This is a genomic window from Paenibacillus caui, assembly GCF_019904135.1.
Classification (GTDB): Bacteria; Bacillota; Bacilli; order Paenibacillales; family Paenibacillaceae; genus Fontibacillus; species Fontibacillus caui.
Genome location: NZ_JAIOGQ010000028.1, coordinates 1 through 21419 on the forward strand (window position 1 = coordinate 1; position 21419 = coordinate 21419).

At 46.8% G+C, this 21419-nt stretch carries 19 protein-coding genes and 1 pseudogene; 5 read left to right on the plus strand and 15 right to left on the minus strand.

Features of this window, described 5'->3' with window-relative positions:
- Nucleotides 1–247: 247 nt before the first annotated feature.
- Nucleotides 248–1315, minus strand: a complete 1068-nt coding sequence (locus tag K7397_RS16030; protein ID WP_223068946.1) for a hypothetical protein — start codon at nucleotides 1313–1315, stop codon at nucleotides 248–250.
- Nucleotides 1316–1707: 392 nt separating this feature from the next.
- The gene (locus K7397_RS16035) at nucleotides 1708–2766 is read right to left on the minus strand and encodes a hypothetical protein (protein WP_223068947.1); all 1059 of its coding nucleotides are present in this window, start codon (nucleotides 2764–2766) and stop codon (nucleotides 1708–1710) included.
- Between the two features lie 650 nt (nucleotides 2767–3416).
- On the opposite strand from K7397_RS16035, the gene K7397_RS16040 reads away from it, so the two are divergent.
- Together K7397_RS16040 and K7397_RS21630 are read left to right on the plus strand one after the other, a co-directional pair.
- Entirely contained in the window at nucleotides 3417–4307 is an 891-nt protein-coding gene (locus K7397_RS16040) for an aminoglycoside 6-adenylyltransferase (RefSeq protein WP_223068948.1), read from the plus strand.
- 75 nt (nucleotides 4308–4382) lie between these two features.
- Nucleotides 4383–4475, plus strand: a complete 93-nt coding sequence (locus tag K7397_RS21630) for a YjcZ family sporulation protein (RefSeq protein ID WP_237690977.1) — start codon at nucleotides 4383–4385, stop codon at nucleotides 4473–4475.
- 53 nt (nucleotides 4476–4528) lie between these two features.
- Here the strand turns inward: K7397_RS21630 and K7397_RS16045 are convergent, their stop codons facing one another.
- Both K7397_RS16045 and K7397_RS16050 read right to left on the minus strand, forming a co-directional pair.
- Nucleotides 4529–4849 carry a hypothetical protein gene (locus K7397_RS16045; protein WP_223068949.1) on the minus strand — a complete coding sequence of 107 codons (321 nt, stop codon included), beginning with the start codon at nucleotides 4847–4849 and terminating at the stop codon, nucleotides 4529–4531.
- 150 nt (nucleotides 4850–4999) lie between these two features.
- The gene (locus K7397_RS16050) at nucleotides 5000–5842 is read right to left on the minus strand and encodes an aldo/keto reductase (protein ID WP_223068950.1); all 843 of its coding nucleotides are present in this window, start codon (nucleotides 5840–5842) and stop codon (nucleotides 5000–5002) included.
- A gap of 223 nt (nucleotides 5843–6065) precedes the next feature.
- On the opposite strand from K7397_RS16050, the gene K7397_RS16055 reads away from it, so the two are divergent.
- Together K7397_RS16055 and K7397_RS16060 are read left to right on the plus strand one after the other, a co-directional pair.
- Nucleotides 6066–6650, plus strand: a complete 585-nt coding sequence (locus K7397_RS16055; RefSeq protein WP_223068951.1) for a TetR/AcrR family transcriptional regulator — start codon at nucleotides 6066–6068, stop codon at nucleotides 6648–6650.
- On the plus strand, nucleotides 6650–7060 hold the full coding sequence (locus K7397_RS16060; RefSeq protein ID WP_223068952.1) for a DUF5367 family protein: 411 nt from the start codon (nucleotides 6650–6652) through the stop codon (nucleotides 7058–7060). Before K7397_RS16055 ends, K7397_RS16060 begins: the two co-directional genes overlap by 1 nt.
- A gap of 149 nt (nucleotides 7061–7209) precedes the next feature.
- Here the strand turns inward: K7397_RS16060 and K7397_RS16065 are convergent, their stop codons facing one another.
- Complete coding sequence (locus tag K7397_RS16065; protein WP_223068953.1) at nucleotides 7210–8172, minus strand: NADP-dependent oxidoreductase; 963 nt, start codon at nucleotides 8170–8172, stop codon at nucleotides 7210–7212.
- A gap of 20 nt (nucleotides 8173–8192) precedes the next feature.
- On the minus strand, nucleotides 8193–8987 hold the full coding sequence (locus K7397_RS16070; RefSeq protein ID WP_223068954.1) for an SDR family NAD(P)-dependent oxidoreductase: 795 nt from the start codon (nucleotides 8985–8987) through the stop codon (nucleotides 8193–8195).
- 225 nt (nucleotides 8988–9212) lie between these two features.
- Here K7397_RS16070 and K7397_RS16075 point away from each other — a divergent pair.
- Nucleotides 9213–9341: pseudogene (locus tag K7397_RS16075) on the plus strand (carboxymuconolactone decarboxylase family protein); the annotation flags it as partial.
- A 442-nt stretch (nucleotides 9342–9783) separates the two neighbouring features.
- Here K7397_RS16075 and K7397_RS16080 read toward each other — a convergent pair.
- From K7397_RS16080 to K7397_RS16120, 9 genes are all read right to left on the minus strand, one after another.
- Entirely contained in the window at nucleotides 9784–10185 is a 402-nt protein-coding gene (locus K7397_RS16080; protein ID WP_223068955.1) for a VOC family protein, read from the minus strand.
- 244 nt (nucleotides 10186–10429) lie between these two features.
- Nucleotides 10430–11530: a ribosome small subunit-dependent GTPase A gene (rsgA, locus tag K7397_RS16085; protein WP_223068956.1), complete on the minus strand. Its 1101-nt coding sequence runs from the start codon at nucleotides 11528–11530 to the stop codon at nucleotides 10430–10432.
- Between the two features lie 508 nt (nucleotides 11531–12038).
- On the minus strand, nucleotides 12039–15221 hold the full coding sequence (locus K7397_RS16090; RefSeq protein WP_237690978.1) for an alpha-mannosidase: 3183 nt from the start codon (nucleotides 15219–15221) through the stop codon (nucleotides 12039–12041).
- A gap of 168 nt (nucleotides 15222–15389) precedes the next feature.
- Nucleotides 15390–16925 (minus strand): stalk domain-containing protein, encoded by a 1536-nt coding sequence (locus K7397_RS16095; RefSeq protein ID WP_223068958.1) that lies wholly within the window; start codon nucleotides 16923–16925, stop codon nucleotides 15390–15392.
- 378 nt (nucleotides 16926–17303) lie between these two features.
- Nucleotides 17304–17642 (minus strand): hypothetical protein, encoded by a 339-nt coding sequence (locus K7397_RS16100; protein ID WP_223068959.1) that lies wholly within the window; start codon nucleotides 17640–17642, stop codon nucleotides 17304–17306.
- A gap of 242 nt (nucleotides 17643–17884) precedes the next feature.
- Nucleotides 17885–18874: a ketoacyl-ACP synthase III gene (locus K7397_RS16105; RefSeq protein ID WP_223068960.1), complete on the minus strand. Its 990-nt coding sequence runs from the start codon at nucleotides 18872–18874 to the stop codon at nucleotides 17885–17887.
- A gap of 16 nt (nucleotides 18875–18890) precedes the next feature.
- Entirely contained in the window at nucleotides 18891–19232 is a 342-nt protein-coding gene (locus K7397_RS16110) for a hypothetical protein (protein WP_223068961.1), read from the minus strand.
- Nucleotides 19233–19303: 71 nt separating this feature from the next.
- The gene (locus K7397_RS16115) at nucleotides 19304–20929 is read right to left on the minus strand and encodes a thiamine pyrophosphate-binding protein (RefSeq protein WP_223068962.1); all 1626 of its coding nucleotides are present in this window, start codon (nucleotides 20927–20929) and stop codon (nucleotides 19304–19306) included.
- A gap of 16 nt (nucleotides 20930–20945) precedes the next feature.
- Complete coding sequence (locus K7397_RS16120) at nucleotides 20946–21374, minus strand: GAF domain-containing protein (protein WP_223068963.1); 429 nt, start codon at nucleotides 21372–21374, stop codon at nucleotides 20946–20948.
- Nucleotides 21375–21419 lie beyond the last annotated feature (45 nt).

Below are 21419 nucleotides of genomic sequence, written 5' to 3' on the forward strand. Positions count from 1 at the left end.
GACTTCCTCCATTCTGGGGTTTTTGGTTTGGTCACCGAAAAACTTCGCCAAATTGGGGTGAAGTCCCTTTTTTATGCCTGAAAATCCTTGTGGCTCAAGGGCTTATATTACTGCAAAATGCTCAAATATAAAAACCACCTTCCTGATGAGAATGTTGGAAATCTAATTCACACCAGGAAAGTGGCATTTATTACCTCAATATTTTCTATAAGTCCACATTTAAAAATAGCTAATTCATAATATGAATCTACTTCAAATATATTTGTATTGCATCTATTTCTTGACCAAAATCACCTGCAAAACCATTATTTGAATCATTTTGATTGTATCCTGTTACATATGGAAGCCATTTACCAGTCCTTCTTAAATGAACTCTGTAATGAATAGTTTTTCCTGTATCAGTTTTCATCATTAAGCCATCAATAGGTTTTCCCTTTGTGCCTGCGTAATTACTTCTATTTTTCACTTCAGTTGACCAGCTTCCGCCTTTAACATGTACTTTGTACCTTATATTTCCGCTTGATAAATTAGCATATACACCATCAACATCGTGTCCAAATATTCCTGCGTAATCTTGTGCATTTGAAACATTAGGTAACCATGCCTTATTAACATCATCATAGGTTTGATATTTTACATTTATAGCGCTTGTAGATCCTGTAGATCCAAGTTTATGCCAAAGGTTACTATAATCTCTAGGCGCACCATTATATACAGTATTACCAGGTTCAACTTTACCCTTCTTTATTATAGAAGTGGTTTTTTGGGGGTTAATGTAAAAAGCATTAAAAGAAAAAGTATTGCCGAATCTTGAAAAAGATGAAGAGAATGAGCTTGTTCTTCCTTTACGAACACCTATATCAAAGTGGTTAGGATATACTGTTGCACCGCCAGCACCAACTCCACCTATTTTATAAAAATTGGTTCCTTGTCGAATAACAGTACCATTGTCAAGACATGATTTCCAGTAGCTATAATTACTTCCATGCATAAATTGAACAGTCATATAATCCAGGGTACCATCTGGATAATATACTTTATCTATACTTTGAAATAAAGCTACACCATATGATTTACTAACGTTTACTATTTTCCCGGTAAAAGGTGCAAATGCATATGATGAACCAACAGCATCAATATGATTTGAATTTGAGTGGGAGAAACTTTCATATGCTATTTGTGTAATATTCATTGTACTAATTGGGTACCAAGCACGTTCATAACCTGCTGCAGTGGTAGTACTAGCAAATTTCGTGAAAGTCAAACCAAACATTAAAGTCAGCACAAAGAAGATTGTCAATAATTTTTTCTTCATAATTATTCCCCTGCTCTCTTTTAAATTGATTTGTGAACCTAGAATACAACAGAATTTATGCTGTTCTATGTATATTTATAACATTTAAGTCATCATATGTAAATATAAAATGAAAATATTTACAAATTTATTCTAATATATATCATAATTACCCAGATAACAACAAATTTATTTTCATTAATAGATTAATGAAAAATGTGAGTAATTTTGTCATCAATCTTTCTCGTGTTGACCGCCGCACCAAAAGAATAGTAAAAAAATCTCGTTTTACACATAGGAAATAAAAACCACCTTCCTGATGAGAATGTTCATTTTCACACCAGGAAAGTGGCATTTATTACTCAATATTATCTATAAGTTACATTTTAAAATAGCTAATTCATAATATGAGTCTAGTCCAAATATATTTGTATTGCATCTATTTCTTGACCCAAAGTACCTGCAAAACCATTATTTGAATCATATTGACTGTATCCTGTTACATATGGAAGCCATGTACCAGTCGTTCTTAAATGAACTCTGTAATGAATAGTTTTTCCTGTATCAGTTTTCATCATTAAGCCATCAATAGGTTGGCCCTTTATACCCGCGTAATCACTTCTGTTTGTTACTTCAGGTAACCAGCTTCCGCCTTTAACATGTACTTTGTAAGTTATATTTCCGCTTGATAAATTAGCATATACACAATCTACATCGTGTCCAAATATTCCTGCGTAATCTTGTGCATTGACCACATTAGGTAACCATGTATCAGTAACATCATCATAGGTTTGATATGTTACATTTATAGTGCTTGTAGATCCAAGAGTACGCCAAAGGTTGCTATAATCACTAGGTGCACCATTATAAACAGTATTACCAGGTGCAACTTTACCCTTATTTATTATAGAAGTGGTTTTATTGGGGTTAATGTAAAAAGCGTTAAAAGAAAATGTATTGCCGAATCTTGAAAAATATGAAGTGAATGAGCTTGTTCTTCCTTTATAAACACCTATATCAAAGTGGTTAGCATATACTGTTGCACCGCCAGCACCAACTCCACCTATTTTATAAAAATCGGTTCCTTGTGGAATAACAGTACCATTGTCAAGACATGATTTCCAGTAGCTATAATTACTTCCATGCATAAATTGAACAGTCATATAATCCAGGGTACCATCTGGATAATATACTTTATCTATACTTTGAAATAAAGCAACACCATATGAGCTGCTAACGTTTACTATTTTCCCAGTAAAAGGTGCAAATGCATATGTTGAACCAACAGCATCAATATGATTTGAATTTGAGTGGGAGTAACTTTCATATGCTATTTGTGTAATATTCATTGTACTAATTGGGTACCAAGCATGTTCATAACCTAACGCAGTGGTAGTACTAGCAAATTTCGTGAAAGTCAAGCCAAGCAATAATGTCAGCACAAAGAAGAATGTCATTAATTTTTTCTTCATAATAATTCCCCTCTCTCTTCTAAATTGATTTGTGAACCTACAATACAACAAAATTTATGATCTGTTATGTATATTTATAACATACGAGGTATCATATGTAAATGGTAAATGAAAATATTTACAAATTTATTCTAGTATATATCATAATTACTACATAACAACAAGTTTATTTTCATTAGTAGCTTATAGATTCATAGTCTAATATGCTGTAATAGAACCAGTAGCAACAGATCATCGGATGGTATCCGGCATGTTGGTATTCTGGATGCAAAGGTGACTTTATTCGCCTTTGCAAATATAGAAGACACTGCTGATGGATATGTTCCCACATACGCCTCATGTGGAGTTTATCAAAGCTGGATGGGAAAATAGTTATCGGAAACGGTTGTACTTTAGGTGACCCTAAGTTAGCGAAGGCATTTTTAGATCGCGAATGCCAAATCTATATTGGACCAAATGAAAAGAGTTTAAAGGATGCTTTTATGATTACTAAATCAATGGCTAGTGAACTATCCATGTACAAAATCTATGAAAATCTTCATTAATCGAACAACGTAATAAGATTTTGGCATATGTAGCCGCTTGGAAAATAATTGAACCCATCCCTTATGTTTATCGTAATTAAAGAATGGAGATGGAGGAACATACATATGAGAACCGAAAAAGAAATGTTTGATTTAATATTAGGGATTGCTCAGAAGGATGAACGAATCCGCGCGGTGTATATGAACGGCTCGCGTACCAATCCTAATGCTCCCAAAGATATTTTTCAGGACTATGATATCGTTTATGTAGTGACTGAAACAGCCTCTTTTATTAATGATGAAACATGGACAAACATTTTTGGTGATTTGCTTATGATGCAGGAGCCTGACAAAAATGACAAATCCGTAAGTATAGATATGGATTTTAGCCGGTCTTACGGATATTTAATGTTATTTACAGATGGAAATCGCATAGACCTTCACATTGAAACCAAAGAAAGTATGCTTGAAGGGTACACTAATGATAAATTGACAATCCCTCTATTGGATAAGGACAACTGCCTCCCAGCCATCCCTGCTCCCTCAGATCTCGACTATCATGTAAAAAAGCCTACGGAGCAGTTATTCATGAGTTGTTCCAATGATTTTTGGTGGTGCCTGCAAAACGTTGCCAAAGGAATTTGGCGTGATGAATTGCCTTATGCCAAGCAAATGTTTGAACTCGTCATCAGACCTCATTTGGATGAGATGGTTTCATGGTGGGTTGGCACAAAAAATAATTTTCAAGTTTCCATAGGGAAAATGGGAAAATACATGAAAAAGTATCTTCCCGAATCATATTGGGAAATGTATAAGGAGACTTATTCGGATAGCAATTATGAGCATATGTGGAATTCGGTATTCACAGCTTGTGAATTGTTTAGGGTTCTAGCCAAAGATGTCGCTGCGTTTTTTCAGTATACTTACAATACCCAAGATGATGCAAATATGACTAAGTATCTTAAGCATGTTAGGGAATTGCCTGTAAATGCAAAGACAAATACACGGCAATTTTAGGTAATAGTCCATACAGAGACAGGGATAGTTACATATTATGGGTGTGTAAGTTGATCATAACAAGGAGGGAAAGCAATGGGTGGTTTGGCAGGCCTCGGAGGATTTACCTCGACTACGGTAATCTTGGTGCTTTACATTCTGTTGGTGATTGTTCTGAGAACTTTCTAAGATAACAACTCAAAAAACAAGAGCCTACGTGAGGGTAGGCTCTTGTTCCCATGTTATGTGTACAATAGAGTAATGACAAGCAACTCGTAAAGGACAAGGGTTAAAATAAGTTCATCATTACTGAAGAAAGGACTTCCAAAAAAAGCACGATGACCTCTTTGATATGGAACTGCCAAATACAACAAGCCCTTGTCGCAACCCACAATTCTCCCCATGAAAACTTGACGGTCTAATGTTTCAATCCGAACAAATTGATTTACATGTTGCCTGCACACATTGTGCAGGTGACTTCTAATTGATTTCAAGGTTTGAATTGAACCGCTGTCTGCTTGATACAACACTTTTTGCTGGTATCCTGCCAACTGAAAACTCATGGTTATCACCACCTCTCTCTGCAAGCTAACACATCTTATGCCCAGTTCGAGACGGTGGTTCGTTCCTTTAACCAAATGATTGTTAGCGATCAGCGGTAAATTGCAGCAGTTCCTGACTGCCCCGTTTTAAGCCCCATTTCTAAAGCTTGATTAAAAGTCAAAATTGTCCGGATCCGGACCGACTCGATGGTTCTGATTCAAACCGTCAATGCGCTCCATATCTTCTTTAGTCAATTCAAAATCGAACACCGCCGCATTCTCAATGATACGATGCTCTTTGGTTGATTTCGGAATGGTCACGACGCCATTTTGCAAATCCCAACGCAGTATAATCTGAGCAATGGACTTGCCGTATTTATCGGCAATTTCCTTTAAGACCGGGTTATCCAGCAGTTGTCCCTGCATCAGCGGAGACCATGCCTCGATTTGAATAGCCTGCTCCCTGCAAAAATCCCGCAGTTCCGTTTGAGTCAAGCGCGGATGGAATTCCACCTGGTTCACCATCGGTTTGATTTCCGCGTCTTTCAACAACTCCTGCAGATGATGAATGTGGAAATTGCTGACCCCGATCGCTTTTACTTGTCCTTCTTTATAAAGAGTCTCCAATGCTCTCCAGGCGTCCTTGAACTTGCCTTCCACAGGCCAGTGAATAAGGTATAAATCCAGATACTCAAGACCCAGTTTTCGCAGGCTTGTCTCATACGCCGCCAGGGTTGACTCGTAGCCCAGATCGGCATTCCATACTTTAGAAGTCACAAACAGCTCTTCCCTTGCCATACCGGCCGCATTCAGCCCCTCTCTGATCCCCCGGCCGACACCCTCTTCATTTTCGTAAATGGCCGCGGTATCGATGCTTCGGTATCCGTGATTGATCGCTGTTTTTACCGCATTCTCAAGCTCGGGTCCTTCCTCTACCTTAAATACGCCCAAACCAAACCAAGGCATCTTGACGCCGTTAGACAGCGTTGTTGTATCCTGCAAATGTTTCGTCATATATACTCCTCCATCACATTGCTAGATTGGGACTTCATTATGATATATATAAAACGAAATGAGAAGTACGTACTTTTTTGTGTTATAGGTACTATAAAGTTATATAGGTACTAAAAAGTGCTTTTAGATCATATGAAAAGTGTCTTGAACCCCTTAATTCAATATGGTAAAATCACCCTAAAATAAGTTAGTTAGTTGAATAACTAATACTGGAGGTGAAGTAATGGCAAAACCTAATGTGATAAGTAAACGGGACTTGCTGAAATGCGCAAAGGATTGTTTGGTTGACAGAGGCATAGATAAATTTACTTTAAGAGCCGTTGCAGATACGGCCGGCGTTACACAAGGAACCGTTTATTACCATTTTAGAACCAAGGAACAGCTGCTTCTGGATATTGTTCAGGATATTTGCGATACCTCTTGGGAGGAATTATCCCGGAGCAACGAAACTCTGATTAAACAAGCCATAGAATCAGCTAAAAGTCGTTGTTCCTATGATTCGTTTTTTCATAAATTATTTTTTACATTAGTTGCTTCGAGTTTCAATCATGAAAAAATAAGAGGTCAGCTCGGAGAAATTATGATGTCCGAAAATAAAGCTTTGTCTGAGCGTTTGGCAAGCTTGTGGGCTGAATCACCGATTGAAGGAATTTCACTTGGGACTTGGGGAATCCTCATTAATTCTATGGTTGACGGATTAGCTCTACAGGCATTATTACAAAAGGATTTTCCAGTAGAAGAGACGTTCGAAAAGCTTGAACAGCTGTTTAAGGAACTTGGGAATTTACTGAACAAGGAGGCCAAGTAATGAAAAGCTATTTGTTCACAGCCATTTGGGGTGTTATCGTATGGCTCGCTGCTACACTGTTTTTCGTGATTTTTGGGGAATACGTCCTCTTTAGTCCAGGTACAAAAGCGTTCATTTCGAGCTTTTTATTATTAGTAGTTGGCACTGGAGCTGCCTTGTGGGCTGTTACGAATGTTTATTTGTTATTTGACAAAACCGATCACGCATCATTAAAGTTCGGGGTAATGGGTACCATAATTGGTTTATCGTTAGATACTTTTTCCTTATCCAACCATTATTTTATATTCCCTAAATTAGATGACTCACAGGTGATTGCTTTTACAGCATGGATGTCTATGGCGTATGCGTTATATTTATTAATACCTGCAATGATGAATCAACTCATGAGGAAAAAAGGAACAATCAAATGACCGGTTCGCAAAAACACCTCCAAGGTTGTCTCCATCTCTTACGACATGGTCGCATTCCCTTGAAGGTGTTTTTTTGTCTCACTTCTTGGGGTAATCCCCAGTCCCCGTGAAGCAGCCATAGCTTTTTTCAAATTGAACAGACAGACAAATCACGCTTGTTCCCTGCTTAGCACGATCTTGCCTCTTGTCCGCCCGGTTTGGCTGGAGAGGTGGGCCTGCACGGCTCCTTCGACCGTAAGCGGGTAAACTTCCGTTACAACGGGCTTCACCTTGCCCGCTTCGACTAATTCCCGAAGCCTGTTCATATTCCGGCCGTCCGGGCGGGTAAACACAAACTTGACCGTGAGGCTGAGCTCTTGCTCCAGTTCATCCGCAATTTCCGGCCGTACTGCGTCCCGGTCGCTGATGAGGGTGGCTATTGTGGCATGCGGTCGCATCAGAAGAAGGGCATCGCCGTAAGCGCGTCCACCCATCGTATCGAGCATAAAATCAAACCGTGTCGTCGTATCCATACCGCCGTCAAGGTCGTAAGCAAGAACCTCATCGGCCCCCAAGTTACGCACAAAATCTATATTTTTCGAGCTCGTTGTCGTGGCCGCATAGGCGCCGAGCGCCTTTGCCAGTTGAATTGCGACTGAGCCGATGCCTCCGCTGCCAGCCAGTACGAGAACCTTGTCCCCGGGCTGAACGTTGCCCTCTTCAACAAGCGCTTGCCAGACTGTAAGGCCCACTAATGGAAGCGAAGCCGCCTCCTCATAGCTGAGCCCGCCAGGCATCGGAGCGACCAGATCTGCAGGAACAACAATCTCATCCGCATACGTACCCTGCTTCTCCATTTCCGGTCTGAAGAAGACATCGTCCCCCACCTGGAACTCTTGTACGTTAGAGCCGACCGCTGCCACTTTCCCCGCTCCATCCCAGCCTAAAATGAGGGGGAGCTCATAAGGGAAATCCTGCTTCAGCAGCCCCTCTCTCACCTTCCAATCCACAGGGTTTACCCCGCTGGCTTTAATCGTAATCAGCAGATCCTCAGGCCCAACTGGCGGCGTCGGCACACGAACCTCCTTTAGCTTATGCTCATTTCCGTATTGCTCAATACCAATTCCGATCATCTGTAGCATTCCTCCTGACCCTAAAATACACTCCGCACTAGCCCGCCATCGATTCTCAAAGCGGAACCGTTAATGGCCGAGGCAAGAGGACTGCTGAGAAACGTAACGAAATGAGCGATTTCTTCCGGCCGGATCAGCCTTTGAATAATGGAAGTCGGGCGATTCTCCGTCATAAATTTTTTCTCGGCCTCTTCGATCGTCAGCCCCTGATCCGGATACAGCGTCTCCAGCATCGTTTCCACGCCTTCCGTTAACGTGGAGCCGGGCATGACTGTATTGACTGTCACCTTCGTTCCTTTGGTCAGCTCGGCCAGGCTGCGGGAAAGCGAGAGCTGCATCGTTTTGGTCGCGCTGTAATGAGCCATTTCCAGAGACGGCATAATGGCCGCTTCGCTGGCGATAAAGATCACTCTGCCTTCATTTTTTTGAATCATTTCTTTCAGGTAATGGCGAGAAAGCCGCACACCGCTCATAATATTGACTTCGAAAAACCTGAACCATTCCTCATCCGGAATATCGAAATATTCCGCTGGCTCAAAAATCCCCAGGTTGTTGATTAAAATGTCCAGATCGGGGTAAGCCTCAAACATTTGTTGACACCCTTGTCCGGTTCCAAGATCCGCTGTTGCCGGTTTGAGTACGGCGCCTGGCAGCTGCGCCTGAATTTCTTGGATGGTCTGGTGTACTTTCTCTTCATGCCGTCCATTGATGAGAACGATCGCGCCTTCCGCCGCCAAGGATCTGGCGATTTCTTTGCCGATTCCGGCTGTGGAGCCGGTAACGAGCGCTATTTTTCCTTCCAAATTCAGATTCACGTGGGATCCCTCCATATTCTTATATTTGAACAAGAGAATACCGCATCGGTCTCTATTATTATGTACCCGGTCTACAATAATGAACATTAAGCACTTATAAGTAACATAGGAACCAAAAGGTTCCTATGGAAAGTTGATATCGCCCGCTCCGTTTCTTTAGTACGATCCAGGGACAGGATACATCATTAAACGGAAAAATAAAAGTATTGCTTTAGAACGCGCTCTAATGTAGGACTCACGCCGGACGAAATCATTGAGGCGACTACCCACTGCATTCCGTATACGGGTTTTCCAAGAGCTCTCAACGCGGTTTTTGTGGCGAAGCAAATCTCCTTAAGAAAAACCGTCCGGTAATATCTCCAGACGGTCCTTTGTCGTGCTATATGATACGTTTGTGCGTGGGGAAGGGAATGGGGATGGGGTTCCACCGCTGTTAGAGTCATATTCTTATGGTTAGAACCTGACTCTAAAGGCGGCCGCTCCGCTCTCGACTCCACCCCCATTCCCTTTTCTGATCTACTATGAGCTCTCTCCTCCTTCTTTTGTCCCTAACCGATCCTCAGGTACGGTATTCGTATCCATGAACACCCTTGTAATATCCGGGTACATCCTGTCTCCACATGCCTCACAAGCAAATTGCGTTAGGGACTTCGGGATCTCAATCGTCCATCGTACCCGAAGTCTCGAACCACGCTAATCGGTATGTTCTACTCTACGAGCACTTCAACCCTAGATACTTCGACCTCGCTGGACTGAGGTGTTTGCGGAGCCAGAATTCAATCGCTATGCTGATTTTCTAGGCGTGACTTGCAAGATTAAGCTGCCAGGATACGCCGAACGGGTCTGTAAGCCAACCAAACTTTTTGCTGAACGGATAAGCGGCCAGAGGCATCAAAACCGATCCGCCCTCGGACAGCTTGCCAAACACCCTGTCAATTTCTTCTTCTGTTTCGCAGGTGACATACAACGAAATAGAAGGTGTGAAGGTAAAATCGTGCTTTACGCTGCTGTCAATACACATCAATGTTTGCCCGTTTAAGGAAAATACCGCGTTTAGCACTTTGCCCTCCAGGTCGCCATCATTGGCTCCATATTTGACAATATGCTTGATTTCCGAGTTTTCAAAAATAGAGGTATACAAATTCATCGCTTCTTCAGCCTGGCCGTCGAACATCAGAAAAGTTGTGATTTTAGACATCTCAAATTCATCTCCTCACCGTTTGTCAGGGAACGGCTTCGAATGATATCGCCGCTCTCTCTCTATCTTTTCTTGGCAGGCGACCATTTAAACCCGCAGCTCATGCATCCGTTGACGAGTTCGTTTCTGCCCGTAAACCCAATCTGGATGCTGACAGGCCTGCCTTGTTTACTTCGACAAACTTCGGCATTATCCTCCCAATTTGCTTAGCCCTGAATGCAGGGGGCCTTCATACGCAGCCGACCTAATCCAACTCGGAGCTCCAAGCATTGGATCTGGCCTTTTTCCGGTTTCCGCCTTTTGCACGGACTGCCTCCCGCTTACGTTCCTTGGCCGCCTGATACTTCAGCTCCCGTGCGGTTTTGTGAAAATTGGCGAGGCGCGAGGCATCGAGCTGTCCCGTTCGGACCGCTTCCTGTACGGCGCAGCCCAGTTCCCGCTGATGCCTGCAGTCCCGAAACCTGCAGCCAGCAGCCAGCTCTTCTATATCCGCGAATGCTCCGGATAATCCGTCCCCGCCGCCGTCCCACAGCTGAAGCTCGCGCATCCCCGGCGTATCGATCAGCACGCCGCCGCCGGGAAGCGGAAACAGCTCGCGATGCGTCGTCGTATGCCGGCCGCGGCTGTCATCTTCGCGGATCTCCTGTGTTGCCTGAAGCGCTTTGCCTGCCAGCCGGTTGAGAAGCGTAGATTTCCCGGAGCCGGAAGATCCGGTCAATGCGCAAGTGATGCCCGTTTTCAAATAGGGAGAAAGCTGCTCCATCCCCTGGTCTTCGAGCGCGCTCACGGCAAATACCGGAACCCCCGGTGCAATGCTTTGAACCTGCAAAATATAGCTTGCAGGATCCTCGCACAAATCGGCCTTGCTTAGCAGAATGACCGGGGTTACACCGCTGCTGTAGGCCATGATCAAATAGCGTTCAATCCGCCGGAGATTGAAATCATGATTGAGCGCAGCGACCAGAAACAGCACATCCACGTTCGCAGCGACGATCTGTTCCTTCGTTTGGCCGCCTGCAGCCTGTCTGGAAATTTGACTGCGGCGGGTAAGCACGCCGTGAATGCTTGCGGAGCCTTCCAGCGGCCTGCATTCGGCTGCCACCCAGTCCCCGACAGCAGGAAAAGTTCCTTCTCCTTCCGTATCCAAACGGTGACGAAACCGGCCTGTAAGCTCTCCCCACATTTCTCCAAAGGGAGTGATTAGACGGTATTTTTGCCCCAGGTCCGCAATTACGCGGGCAGGACATTGCTCGCTGCCGGATGCGCCGAATTCATTGTCCCAATGCTGCTGGAGTTCATTTTTCCACCCATATTGCCCTAAATCGGTTGCTGCTTGTTTGTTCATTCAGATTCCCCCATCTGTTCTAAAGTTTAAACCCAAAAGCAAAAAAAGCCGCGAAGTCATGCTTCGCGGCTTTGCATAAAGCAGCAGACATCCTGCGGAAATGAACAGCCGTTCATTGTTCAGGCATGTCCGCTGCCGCGCCCGTAACCAGGCACAAAATAAGCCGCGAAAGCGAAAAGGCTCTCCCGGCTTGGTTAACAGCGTTCCGGGCACGTTACACCCGGGCATTACACTCCGGCAATCTCCGTGATTCCGGTATGCTTGTTCCATCCAAAGAGGCCGTGCTGATCCATTTTTCATACATTGCAATCGATTGAACGTTTCTCATTATGCACAGCTCCCTTCGTGTCATTTCTATCTTAAATTGTATTTTGGAGGCTAACCGCTCGTCAATGGAACAACCGCCTAAATCCGTTTATTCCCAGGGGCAAATGGCGCTTCGGCGAAGAAAGCGGGCTTTGGCTTATTCATATAGCACCCCTAACGGTCTACTCGTGTAAAGGTTTATTTATAGCGTAATCCGCAGCGTCTTGATTTCATACGGCTTGAATGCCAGGTCTACTGCATGCTCCGAAGACGGCAGACTTACCGGATGCTCTTCCATCAGATCCGTCTCTTCCGCGAGGCCGACCTTGCCGAGGTGCGGATCGATTTCCAGCTTCGCTTTAGAGCGCATGCCGGCATATTCGTACAGCCGGACGATAAGGGCGGAGCTGTCCTCCGCTTTTTTCACCGTATCGATGAGGATGTTTCCGGCATTCACGCGCAGCATACCCAGTTCTTGAGGCAGCTTATCCTGCGGCAGCATCGGGACTGCCAATAGCGGCAGGTTCAGCTCGCAGGCAGCCAGGTGCGTGCCTCCTTCATACCATCCGCCCTGATGCGGATACAGGGAGTAGGTAAACTCATGTTTCCCCTGGTCTGCAGACCCGTCTGGCCACACGGCGGACTTGATCAGACTCAGACGGATGACATGACCACGAATGTCATGCCCGTATTTGCAGTCATTGAGCAGGCTGACGCCATAGCCCGTTTCGGACAAATCGACCCAGCGATGGGCAACCGATTCGAACCGGGCATAATCCCAGCTGGTGTTCCAGTGGGTCGGGCGCTCGACGTTCCCGAACTGAATCTCGTAGGTTGCTTTGGTAGAGCGAATCTCCACCGGAAAAGCGGCCTTCAGCAGCTGCTGATGCTCATACCAGTCGGCGTTCGTCACAAAATCGATCCGCGGATGGTCGCGGTACACGATCAACTGCTGCTCGATCCGGGAGTTCTGATACGTATAAACAAACTTCAGCACTCCGCGCAGCGGCCCGTCCTCCAGCACGGAAAGCTCCTGCAAGTGATCTACCACTTTCATTTTTTCCTGATAAAAAATATCAATATCCCACGCGTCGAAGGTCATCGGCTTATCTTCAAATACCTGCAGCACATTGGCGGGCTGTCCCGGCTTGAGTACCTCACGGTCAGCCTTCTTGTCAAAGAGCGAAACGATCTGTCCCGCTTCATTGAAACGGATGCTGTAGAATGGAGTCTCTATCTGTTCTGTGCCGATCCGCCAATCTGTCTCCACTTTGCCGACTGCGGCACCCGCTTCCAATCGTCCGCTCATGGTCGTATAACCATAGGCCGGGACGTCTTTGACCCATACAAGCAGCGTAGCGCCGCAATTGCCGCTGCCGCGTTTCACCTGGGTCTCCAGCTTTTCTCCACCTGCGGAGTACCATGCCCATTCGCCCGCAGCTCCGCCATTTGCACCCAGAGCAATTTCGCAGAAAAAAGAACGAGTCCAACCGAGCGCGTTAAATATGCGGTAAGAAGTCGCTGCCCCTGCTGCCTCGCCTGCCGGACGCGGCAGGGCCAACTGCTGTACGCCTTCTTCGAGGGTCTTAAGAGCAAGCTGACGGGCTTCCTCATATTCGATCCGGCTGTCCTCATACACTTCGTGAATCGACGAGCCCGGAATGATGTCGTGGAACTGGTTGCGCAGAACGGTCTCCCATACTTCCGCAAGCGCGGATGCCGGGTAGGCATAATCCGGAATCAAGGCAAGCGCAAAAGCATTGACGAATTCTGCCTGATGCAGCAGCAGCTCCATCCGGCGGTTCATCCGCTTGTTATACGCCTGGGAAGTGTAGGTTCCGCGGTGATATTCAAGATACAGCTCTCCATCCCACAAATGAAGCTGCGGATTGCCTTGAACCTGCTCCTCCAGCTTTTTGAAAAAGCCTTCCGCCCCACCCGGCTTCACCCGAGGCGCTCCCGGCATATCCTCATAGCGCCGGACGGCTTCGATCATATCGCGGGTCGGCCCGCCTCCTCCGTCGCCCCAGCCGTAAGCGAGCAGCAGTTCATCGTTGATTTCCTTCTGACGATAATTGTCCCACAGCCCTTGAACCGATGAGCCGGTGACGTTGCCGTTATACGTATAGTATGTGCTGCCGTCGCTGTCTGGAGTTGTGACGTAATGCGTCAGCAGCTCGGTTCCGTCGATGCCGCGCCACGTAAAGGTGTCGCAAGGGAAGCGGTTGTACTGGCTCCAGCTGATTTTGGTCGTCATAAAATAGTCGATCCCGCTTTTCTTCAAAATCTGCGGCAGTGCCCAGCTGTATCCGAACACGTCCGGCAGCCAAAGCACCTTGTTGTCTACGCCAAACTCATCCCGGAAAAAGCGTTTCCCGATCAGGATCTGGCGAACCAGCGATTCCCCGGACGGAATGTTGCAGTCCGACTCCAGCCACATAGCTCCTGTCGCTTCCCATTTCCCCTCCTTAACGCGCTCCTTGATTCTCGCGTACAGCGTAGGGAAATCCTTTTTCAGGTAAGCGTAAAGCTGCGGCTGGGACTGGATAAACACATATTCCGGAAACCGGTCCATCAGCTGCAGCACGGTCGAGAAGGAGCGCGCCGCCTTCTCCCGGGTATGCTTCAAGCGCCACAGCCATGCCACATCGATATGGCAGTGACCAACGGCTGTGATTTGCGGTCGTGGACCGCGAGGGATGGCCTCAAGCCGGTCACGAAGCACCTTTTGCGCTTGCCGTGTCGATTCATAGAAGGCTTCCGAACCGGGAACGCTCCAGTCGATCAGGCGGAAGGCTTCATCAAGCGCAGCGGTCATCGCATGCTTCTCCACTACACGCTCATCAAGCACTTTCAGCGTCTGCAGCATATGCAGCGCCGTGTAATACAAATCATCCGTCTCTCCGTCCAGAATGGCGATATCCAGCCGGTCGATCCTGTGATCAAAAGGCGTACGGCCATCCGGGGCCGTGAGGCCGCTCCAGGCATAAATCGCCAGCTCCGCCCGGCCCTGCTTCAGAACGGATGCGGGAACAAACAGCTCCGCATGGTTGCGGTCAAGCGCTTGCACAGGCTCCCCGTTCAGATAAACCAGGCTTTCATATCCGCTGCAGTTGCCTCCACCGGTTTCACCGAGCTTGATCAGGCCAACCACATCCTGCGCTTGCCAGCCTTCCGGAAATTCCAGCTCCGTTATAAACCACGCATACTGATCCCGGCCGCCCCAGCGGTCTCCGACCTTGACAGCAGCGCTTGAGTTCACGGCCTGCCTGGCTTCTTCCAGTGTCACTGCTTCCGGCACGATGCGAACCGAGGTCAGACTTCTGTGATCACGGTATCTGAGAGCTGACAGCTCGCCGACGCGCCGTTCCAATTTTTCAATCATAAATCGCATGTCCATCACCTCTAATGGCTCATTTTTCTGGTACCTGTTAGAAAGCGGCTTCACGTGGATATGTACATCATCAAGTCGTTGCCAAACAGATTATAACACGTGTTATCCCCTGTTAAATAGGGGGGTCCGCTTCTTTTTTTTGAAGCGGACCCCCTATTTTTATTTTGCCAATGTTATGGAAATATCGTCAGACTGCGCATTCCACTCTACCTTTGCGCCCAGAGATTCCGAGATCAACCGGAGCGGCAGGTAGGAGACTCCATTTACGGAAAAAGGCTTTTGCGAAAGCTTCACTATTTTGCCACTCAGCCATGTTTCGCTCGTTTTGAAATCAATCCTGATCGTGATTTTCTCTGAACCGGTTTTCGTCCGCTCTATGGTTGCGGTTTTGGATGTCTCGTCGAATGTGATACGAGCGCCGAGCTGTTCAAAGACGGAGCGAAGCGGTACAAAAGATTGGCCGTCACGGGTGATAACCCCGTTGTTCAAAGGAATCCAGTCCCCGTTTACATGTACCGAAACGGGCTTCTGAACCGGGACCGGAGCAGCATGCATAAATTCGTAGTCTCCGCTGCCAAGCTTTCCGTTTTTGTTTACTCCCCATCCCCACAGTGAACCGTCTTTCTTCTGCATGATGATGTGGCGTCCACCGGCTTTGATCTTGTCCACATTCGTAGACACCAGCTTAAAATCAGCGCTCCCCGGCAGCTTTTCGAGCTGAAGAGAGGTTTCGAATACTTGGCCTGCTTGAGTCAGGACGATCAGGGAACGTTCCACGACGAACGCGTCCTTCACATCCTTTACCTTGGTCAGCAGTACAGGGGAATCCTGATTATGGTAGGTGGTTCCATCCGAAAAGCCGGTCACGGTTGCCCCCCAGAACCATAGACGGGCTTGTCCGTCTACGGCCAGTCTGGCATTTCCGGCGGCCTTGATCATCTTGATATTGGACAGGCTGTCTAGCTTACGGGCTGACAATTCGGCTCCCGGCCCATTCTGCCGGGTAAGTTGTTCGGGCAAAGTCCAGACCGTACCATCCTTTTTCAGTGCCAGATTTCCCGAAACGGAAGTGATGTCCTGAAGATACTGTACTGGTACAAAAGACTGCAGCTTCTCGTCCTGATTCGTCCAGACGGTTCCGTCTGTCTTCAGAAACAGCCAGCGCGGTATGTAATCATAGTTGGGTAGAATAATTTCGTAGTAGTTGTCCATCATCGAGACGTTATCTAGTCCGGTCACAGGGATAAAGCTGCCGAGTCTATTGGCTCCATCGTTTATTTCAGCGGAAAACACTTTGCCCCCGGCGTCCAATGCCGCAATGGTGTTTCTGATCCTGCGGACATCCACGAGGTCTTTCAGGCCTTCGAACGGCTCTGCTTTTATTCTGGAGGACGGATTGTCCTGGCTTAGAAATAAGACGCTCCGATCCTGCTTGACTACAAACAGGTCAGACTCCTGGATATCGCCGAACGAGTCAGCCGCATTGCTGATACCTTCAACCTGCGTCGGAACCGATTGGTTGCCGCCCCACGTCCAATAGGTTCCATCCGTTTTGATAAGCGAGGTTGATTCAAAAGACCGTATATGTGCTGCTGCGGCTGCATTAGCCCCCGTAGTTGCTCCGGCAGCTGTGGCTGAACTGAAGGCATAGAATAAACTTGCCAGGACACCTAAGCTCGCCATCCATTTCTTCATTCTGCTCCCTCTTTTCCCCTTTGATAATAAGAATCGGACTAGTCCCATTTCGGATGAATCCATTACTTATAACGCAGATAACAGGGAAAAGTTACTATATTTTCACAGAGGAAAATGGAAAAATCATGTTACAATGAACACCATGCGTTTCTGCAGGAAACCCGGCGGCTGATGACGGAACCTTATTTTGATACATCAAACACCCAGTTCGCTTAATGCAGCGGAAGAGGGCGGAACGATTGCGTAAGAAGCGGCAGCGGTCGCCTTTGTCACCGGATTTTACCCGCTTACGGGAATTTAAAAAATCCGGTGACAACAGCGATTGGAGCAACGTTCGACCTCGGGAGCGTTCGTAAGAACACTAAGTCTACATTTTTACTATTCGATAATTTCGCAGTCCGTCAATTCCGTCATTCTGGCAACCCCTGTCAGCTGCATTTTTAAAATCGGATTTTCGGAAATCCGGAAGATGACTTTTTTGAAGCCGCCGTTTTTGTACAGCTCAAAGCAGTGGCCTAGATGCGGAAGGGAGTCGGGTGCGGAAAACTCCAGTCTGGTGCAGTCAATATCGATGGTATATTCCGGTATGGAGATGTCCGCCACACTGTGATAATAGGCTTCGATCGAAGCCTTGCCGTCTGCAGGCGAAAAATTTCCTTCGACCGAAATATTCATGATTTTAGAAGCTTTATTGATCTGAATGTTAAACTTCCCCATAACAATTCCTCCAAATTATGTAGATACAGCTCGTGTTCGTTCCGATTGTTGTGCACCATGGATAGGAATCAATATGTGCTTCGGCAAATTCTACTAGCTTTCTCTAATAATATACTATTTATTCGACAAATTTTCGACTGTTTTTTTATTTGTTCGACAAAAATCGAGCCGTTTGTTTTTCACAAAAAAATAGAGCATCAGACTTTTGTCCGATACTCTATTCTACAACTAATGCCGAAATTTTAGTACTGCAGCAAGAGGCTTACATTTTGCCACCCGGCCCCAACTGTCCAGAACACGAGGTAATCGCCCCGTTTCACTTTCCCTGCCTGTACCGCCTCGTAAAGCGCCAGGAGAGGACTTGTTGAAGCAGTATACCCATATTTGTCACCGATATAAACCACTTTATCCATATCAAGCCCGAGACTTTCGGAAACCCGCTTGATATTGCCGATGGTGAATTGGGAGAACATAAAGCCTCCGATTTCCTCTTTGTCCATGTTGTTGCGTTCCAATAAAATCTTGATGGAGTTGATGGCGGATTCCGCGCAAACCGAATCATCGAATGGCGTGAACTCAACCTGCGCGTCCTTGGCTGTATATTCCTCACGGTATAAATTCGACAAACCGTGCGCAGGGAACAGGGAATTGTCGATAACGGACGTATCGGTTTGATAGACGGAGTCGATCAATCCGCGGGTTCCTTCAGCCTGCTCCAGAATAACCGCAACTGCCGATTCCGCAAAATTGGAATAATAGACCGGCTGCTCCGGACTGTGGACCGAAAGATAGTCGCCGCCAACGACAAGCGCGCGCTCCACCCGGGGATTGGAAGCCATGTAACGGCAGGCCTGCTCGATCGCAACGAGCATTCCGGCACAGTTGGCATTGATATCAAAGCAGATGGTTGAGAGGTCGCCGCCGAGTAGGCTATGCAGCTTCAGCGCATTGCTCGGGAGCAAATACTCCGGCGTTTGGGAAGTAAAGATGATCAGATCCACATCTTTTGCCTGCAGTCCGGTTTTATCCAGCACCAGCTTCGATGCCTGCACGGCCATAGTCAGCGTATTTTCTTCGGGATTATCGATAATAAAACGCTTATTACGGCCCAGAGCTGTTACCAGTCCTGTAACATCCGTACCTCTTTCCGCAAAATAGTTAATGAAGTATTCGTTATCCACTTCATTTGCCGGATGATAGATTTGAATATCGCGAATTTGCACACCTCTCATAGTCATCTCTCCTTATTTATTGTTCAATAATTTCGTAGCTGTCCATTTTTACGGAACGTGCAACGCGCGCGAGCTGCATTTTCAGAATCGGATTTTTAGCAATGCGCATAGTGACTTTCTTAAAGCCGTCTTTCTTGTACAGCTCAAAGCAGCCTTCCAGCAGCGGAAGCGACTCCGGTGCGGAAACATTCAGTTTGGTGCAGTCGATGTCAATTTCATAGTCCGGAACGGAAAGGCCGGAAATGGTTTTTTGGTAGGCCTGAATGGATGCTTTGCCGTCTTCCGGCGTAAACGTTCCTTCCACCTCGGCATTCAAAATTTTTGCCGCTTGGTTGATGCTCAGATTAAAGCTTCCCATGATGATAATTCCTCCAATAGTTATAGTAATATTATTAATGAATCAAGCTAAAGGTAATTTACAGGGTTCTTCTATTTCTTGAGCGCCTTCAGACGATCCAGAATGGGAGCCGGTTCACTGCCGTCCGTAATGACTTCAATAATGCATGGCCCTCCCATCTCTCTGATGAATCCCGGAATTTCTTCCATATCTTCCAGACGCTCTACGGACATCGATCTTACCCCTGCGACGCGCATCATATCGGTAATGGAGATCCGCTCCTGCTTGTAATCCGGCATCGTCCGATTGTACAAAAATTTCTGTCCGCGTTCGACATAGGAAAGCATCGCGTTATTAATAATGAAGTAAATGACTGGCAGTTTGTACTCCTTGGCTGTCAATACTTCGGTGCCATTCATGAAAAATGAACCGTCCCCGGCGATCACCGCAACCGGGTGGCTTTGATCCGCCAGATAAAGCCCTGGCCCCCCAGCCATTGCCGATCCCATGGCCCCATAGTTCAGATTGATTTCAAAGTCGCCCCCTGCAGGAACCTCCAGGTATTTCACGACAAAGTTGGTGAATTCCCCGATATCGCAAGCATAGCGGGTATCGTTTGGCATCACCGTTTTCAGCTTCTCCAGGAAAAGACGCAGCGACAGGCCCGTATGATTCAGTTCATAGGCTTCATTAAGCGGATACGGCTTCCGGAAAGCAGCCGCCGATGGCTTTACATGCTCTATAAGATAAGGAACCGCGTCTCTGAGATCCGCCTGAACCGGCACATCCGACTTAAAGACTTTGCCGAGTTCCTTCGGATCGCGGTCAACATGAATGACCTTGCGGCCTTCTACCAGCACTTCATTAAAGTTGCATGTCGACGATTCGCCAAGGCTTGTCCCCAGGATCAAAATGCAGGATGCCTGGTCGGAAGTGACGTAATCCATCGCCGCGTCGGTGCTCGAAAATCCGTAGTTCCCAAGGTTAAGCGGGAAATCAGCCGGAATAATCCCTTTCGCCGATGGCGTCGTAATAATAGGCCACTGCAATCGTTCGCTAAGCCGCATAATATCTTGCGCTGCCGAGCGTCCGCCGCGTCCAACCATAATGAGTCCCTGAGCTGCCTGATTCAGAAGACCTACCGCCCGGTCCAGCTCCGCCGCGTTGAAGGACACTTTTTGCAGAGCGGATGCATCCGGGGCGGCAGGGAGGATAGCCGGTGCTTCCATCCGCTGCACATCGATCGGAACAGATATATGTACTGGGCCAAAAGGAGGCGTAAGCGCGATTCTTACCGCCTTATCCAGCTCGGTCATGACATCGGATTCGTTCATTACCGTGTTGCTGTACTTGGTAATAGGTCTGACAATATCCTGTGCGTCCATCTCCTGGATGGCCCCCTTGCCGATCTGCCACCGGTTCACGTAACCGGTAATAACTAGCAGCGGAGCTTTGGCGCGCATCGCGTCGGCAATGCCGTTCATCATGTTGCTGACGCCGACCGCTCCGGCTCCGGCGCAAACGGCAAGCTTTCCTGAATGACTGGCATACCTGGCAGCCATGTAGGCTGCTCCGGCTTCATTTTTCGTAATCACCGGTTTAATATCGACATCAATGAGCGCATCATAAATCGGACCAATGATCCCGGCCGGAATTCCGAAAATGCACTCTACTCCGGTTTCCTTCAAATACTTAAGTATGGCTTCGGCAATATTCATATTCGCTGGCATCTCCTCATCCTATAGTTTGAAATGCATTCTTTACCAGTGATTCCACAAGCCCGATCTCTTCTTCGGAGAAAAAGTGCAGTTTGCCGATCGAGGCGACCACTACAATGCCCTGCACCGCTCCGTCCTCCATGACGGGTACCACCAGGATGCTGTCGATCCCGAACAGGAAAAACTCTTCTGCTGAACGAGGATCATTTTTGACATCCTGTACCACTGCCGTTTGGGGATGAGCCATCATTTCACGAAGCAGCCGGTCATGCTGAATATAAACCGGGTTTTGGGCATGAACGCTTTTCCACTTCTCTACGCCGAGATGGTCCGTCTTTGTTTTTAATACAGGACTCAAATGGCCATCCCTGATTTCATGATAGGCTATATCGGCTACACCGGTAAGGCGCTCCAGCTCTTCGAACAATAAAGCCAAACGTTCCATTCTCTACTCCTCCTTTGGTGGCTGCACTGAATTTTTCTATCGTCA

Excerpts from the sequence above, each read along its gene's own strand:
- K7397_RS16030 (WP_223068946.1), bottom strand. The coding sequence starts at position 1,315 with ATGAAGAAAAAATTATTGACAATCTTCTTTGTGCTGACTTTAATGTTT.
- K7397_RS16035 (WP_223068947.1), bottom strand. The coding sequence starts at position 2,766 with ATGAAGAAAAAATTAATGACATTCTTCTTTGTGCTGACATTATTGCTT.
- K7397_RS16040 (WP_223068948.1), top strand. The coding sequence starts at position 3,417 with ATGAGAACCGAAAAAGAAATGTTTGATTTAATATTAGGGATTGCTCAG.
- K7397_RS21630 (WP_237690977.1), top strand. The coding sequence starts at position 4,383 with ATGGGTGGTTTGGCAGGCCTCGGAGGATTTACCTCGACTACGGTAATC.
- K7397_RS16045 (WP_223068949.1), bottom strand. The coding sequence starts at position 4,849 with ATGAGTTTTCAGTTGGCAGGATACCAGCAAAAAGTGTTGTATCAAGCA.
- K7397_RS16050 (WP_223068950.1), bottom strand. The coding sequence starts at position 5,842 with ATGACGAAACATTTGCAGGATACAACAACGCTGTCTAACGGCGTCAAG.
- K7397_RS16055 (WP_223068951.1), top strand. The coding sequence starts at position 6,066 with ATGGCAAAACCTAATGTGATAAGTAAACGGGACTTGCTGAAATGCGCA.
- K7397_RS16060 (WP_223068952.1), top strand. The coding sequence starts at position 6,650 with ATGAAAAGCTATTTGTTCACAGCCATTTGGGGTGTTATCGTATGGCTC.
- K7397_RS16065 (WP_223068953.1), bottom strand. The coding sequence starts at position 8,172 with ATGATCGGAATTGGTATTGAGCAATACGGAAATGAGCATAAGCTAAAG.
- K7397_RS16080 (WP_223068955.1), bottom strand. The coding sequence starts at position 10,185 with ATGTCTAAAATCACAACTTTTCTGATGTTCGACGGCCAGGCTGAAGAA.
- rsgA (WP_223068956.1), bottom strand. The coding sequence starts at position 11,530 with ATGAACAAACAAGCAGCAACCGATTTAGGGCAATATGGGTGGAAAAAT.
- K7397_RS16090 (WP_237690978.1), bottom strand. The coding sequence starts at position 15,221 with ATGATTGAAAAATTGGAACGGCGCGTCGGCGAGCTGTCAGCTCTCAGA.
- K7397_RS16095 (WP_223068958.1), bottom strand. The coding sequence starts at position 16,925 with ATGAAGAAATGGATGGCGAGCTTAGGTGTCCTGGCAAGTTTATTCTAT.
- K7397_RS16100 (WP_223068959.1), bottom strand. The coding sequence starts at position 17,642 with ATGGGGAAGTTTAACATTCAGATCAATAAAGCTTCTAAAATCATGAAT.
- K7397_RS16105 (WP_223068960.1), bottom strand. The coding sequence starts at position 18,874 with ATGAGAGGTGTGCAAATTCGCGATATTCAAATCTATCATCCGGCAAAT.
- K7397_RS16110 (WP_223068961.1), bottom strand. The coding sequence starts at position 19,232 with ATGGGAAGCTTTAATCTGAGCATCAACCAAGCGGCAAAAATTTTGAAT.
- K7397_RS16115 (WP_223068962.1), bottom strand. The coding sequence starts at position 20,929 with ATGAATATTGCCGAAGCCATACTTAAGTATTTGAAGGAAACCGGAGTA.
- K7397_RS16120 (WP_223068963.1), bottom strand. The coding sequence starts at position 21,374 with ATGGAACGTTTGGCTTTATTGTTCGAAGAGCTGGAGCGCCTTACCGGT.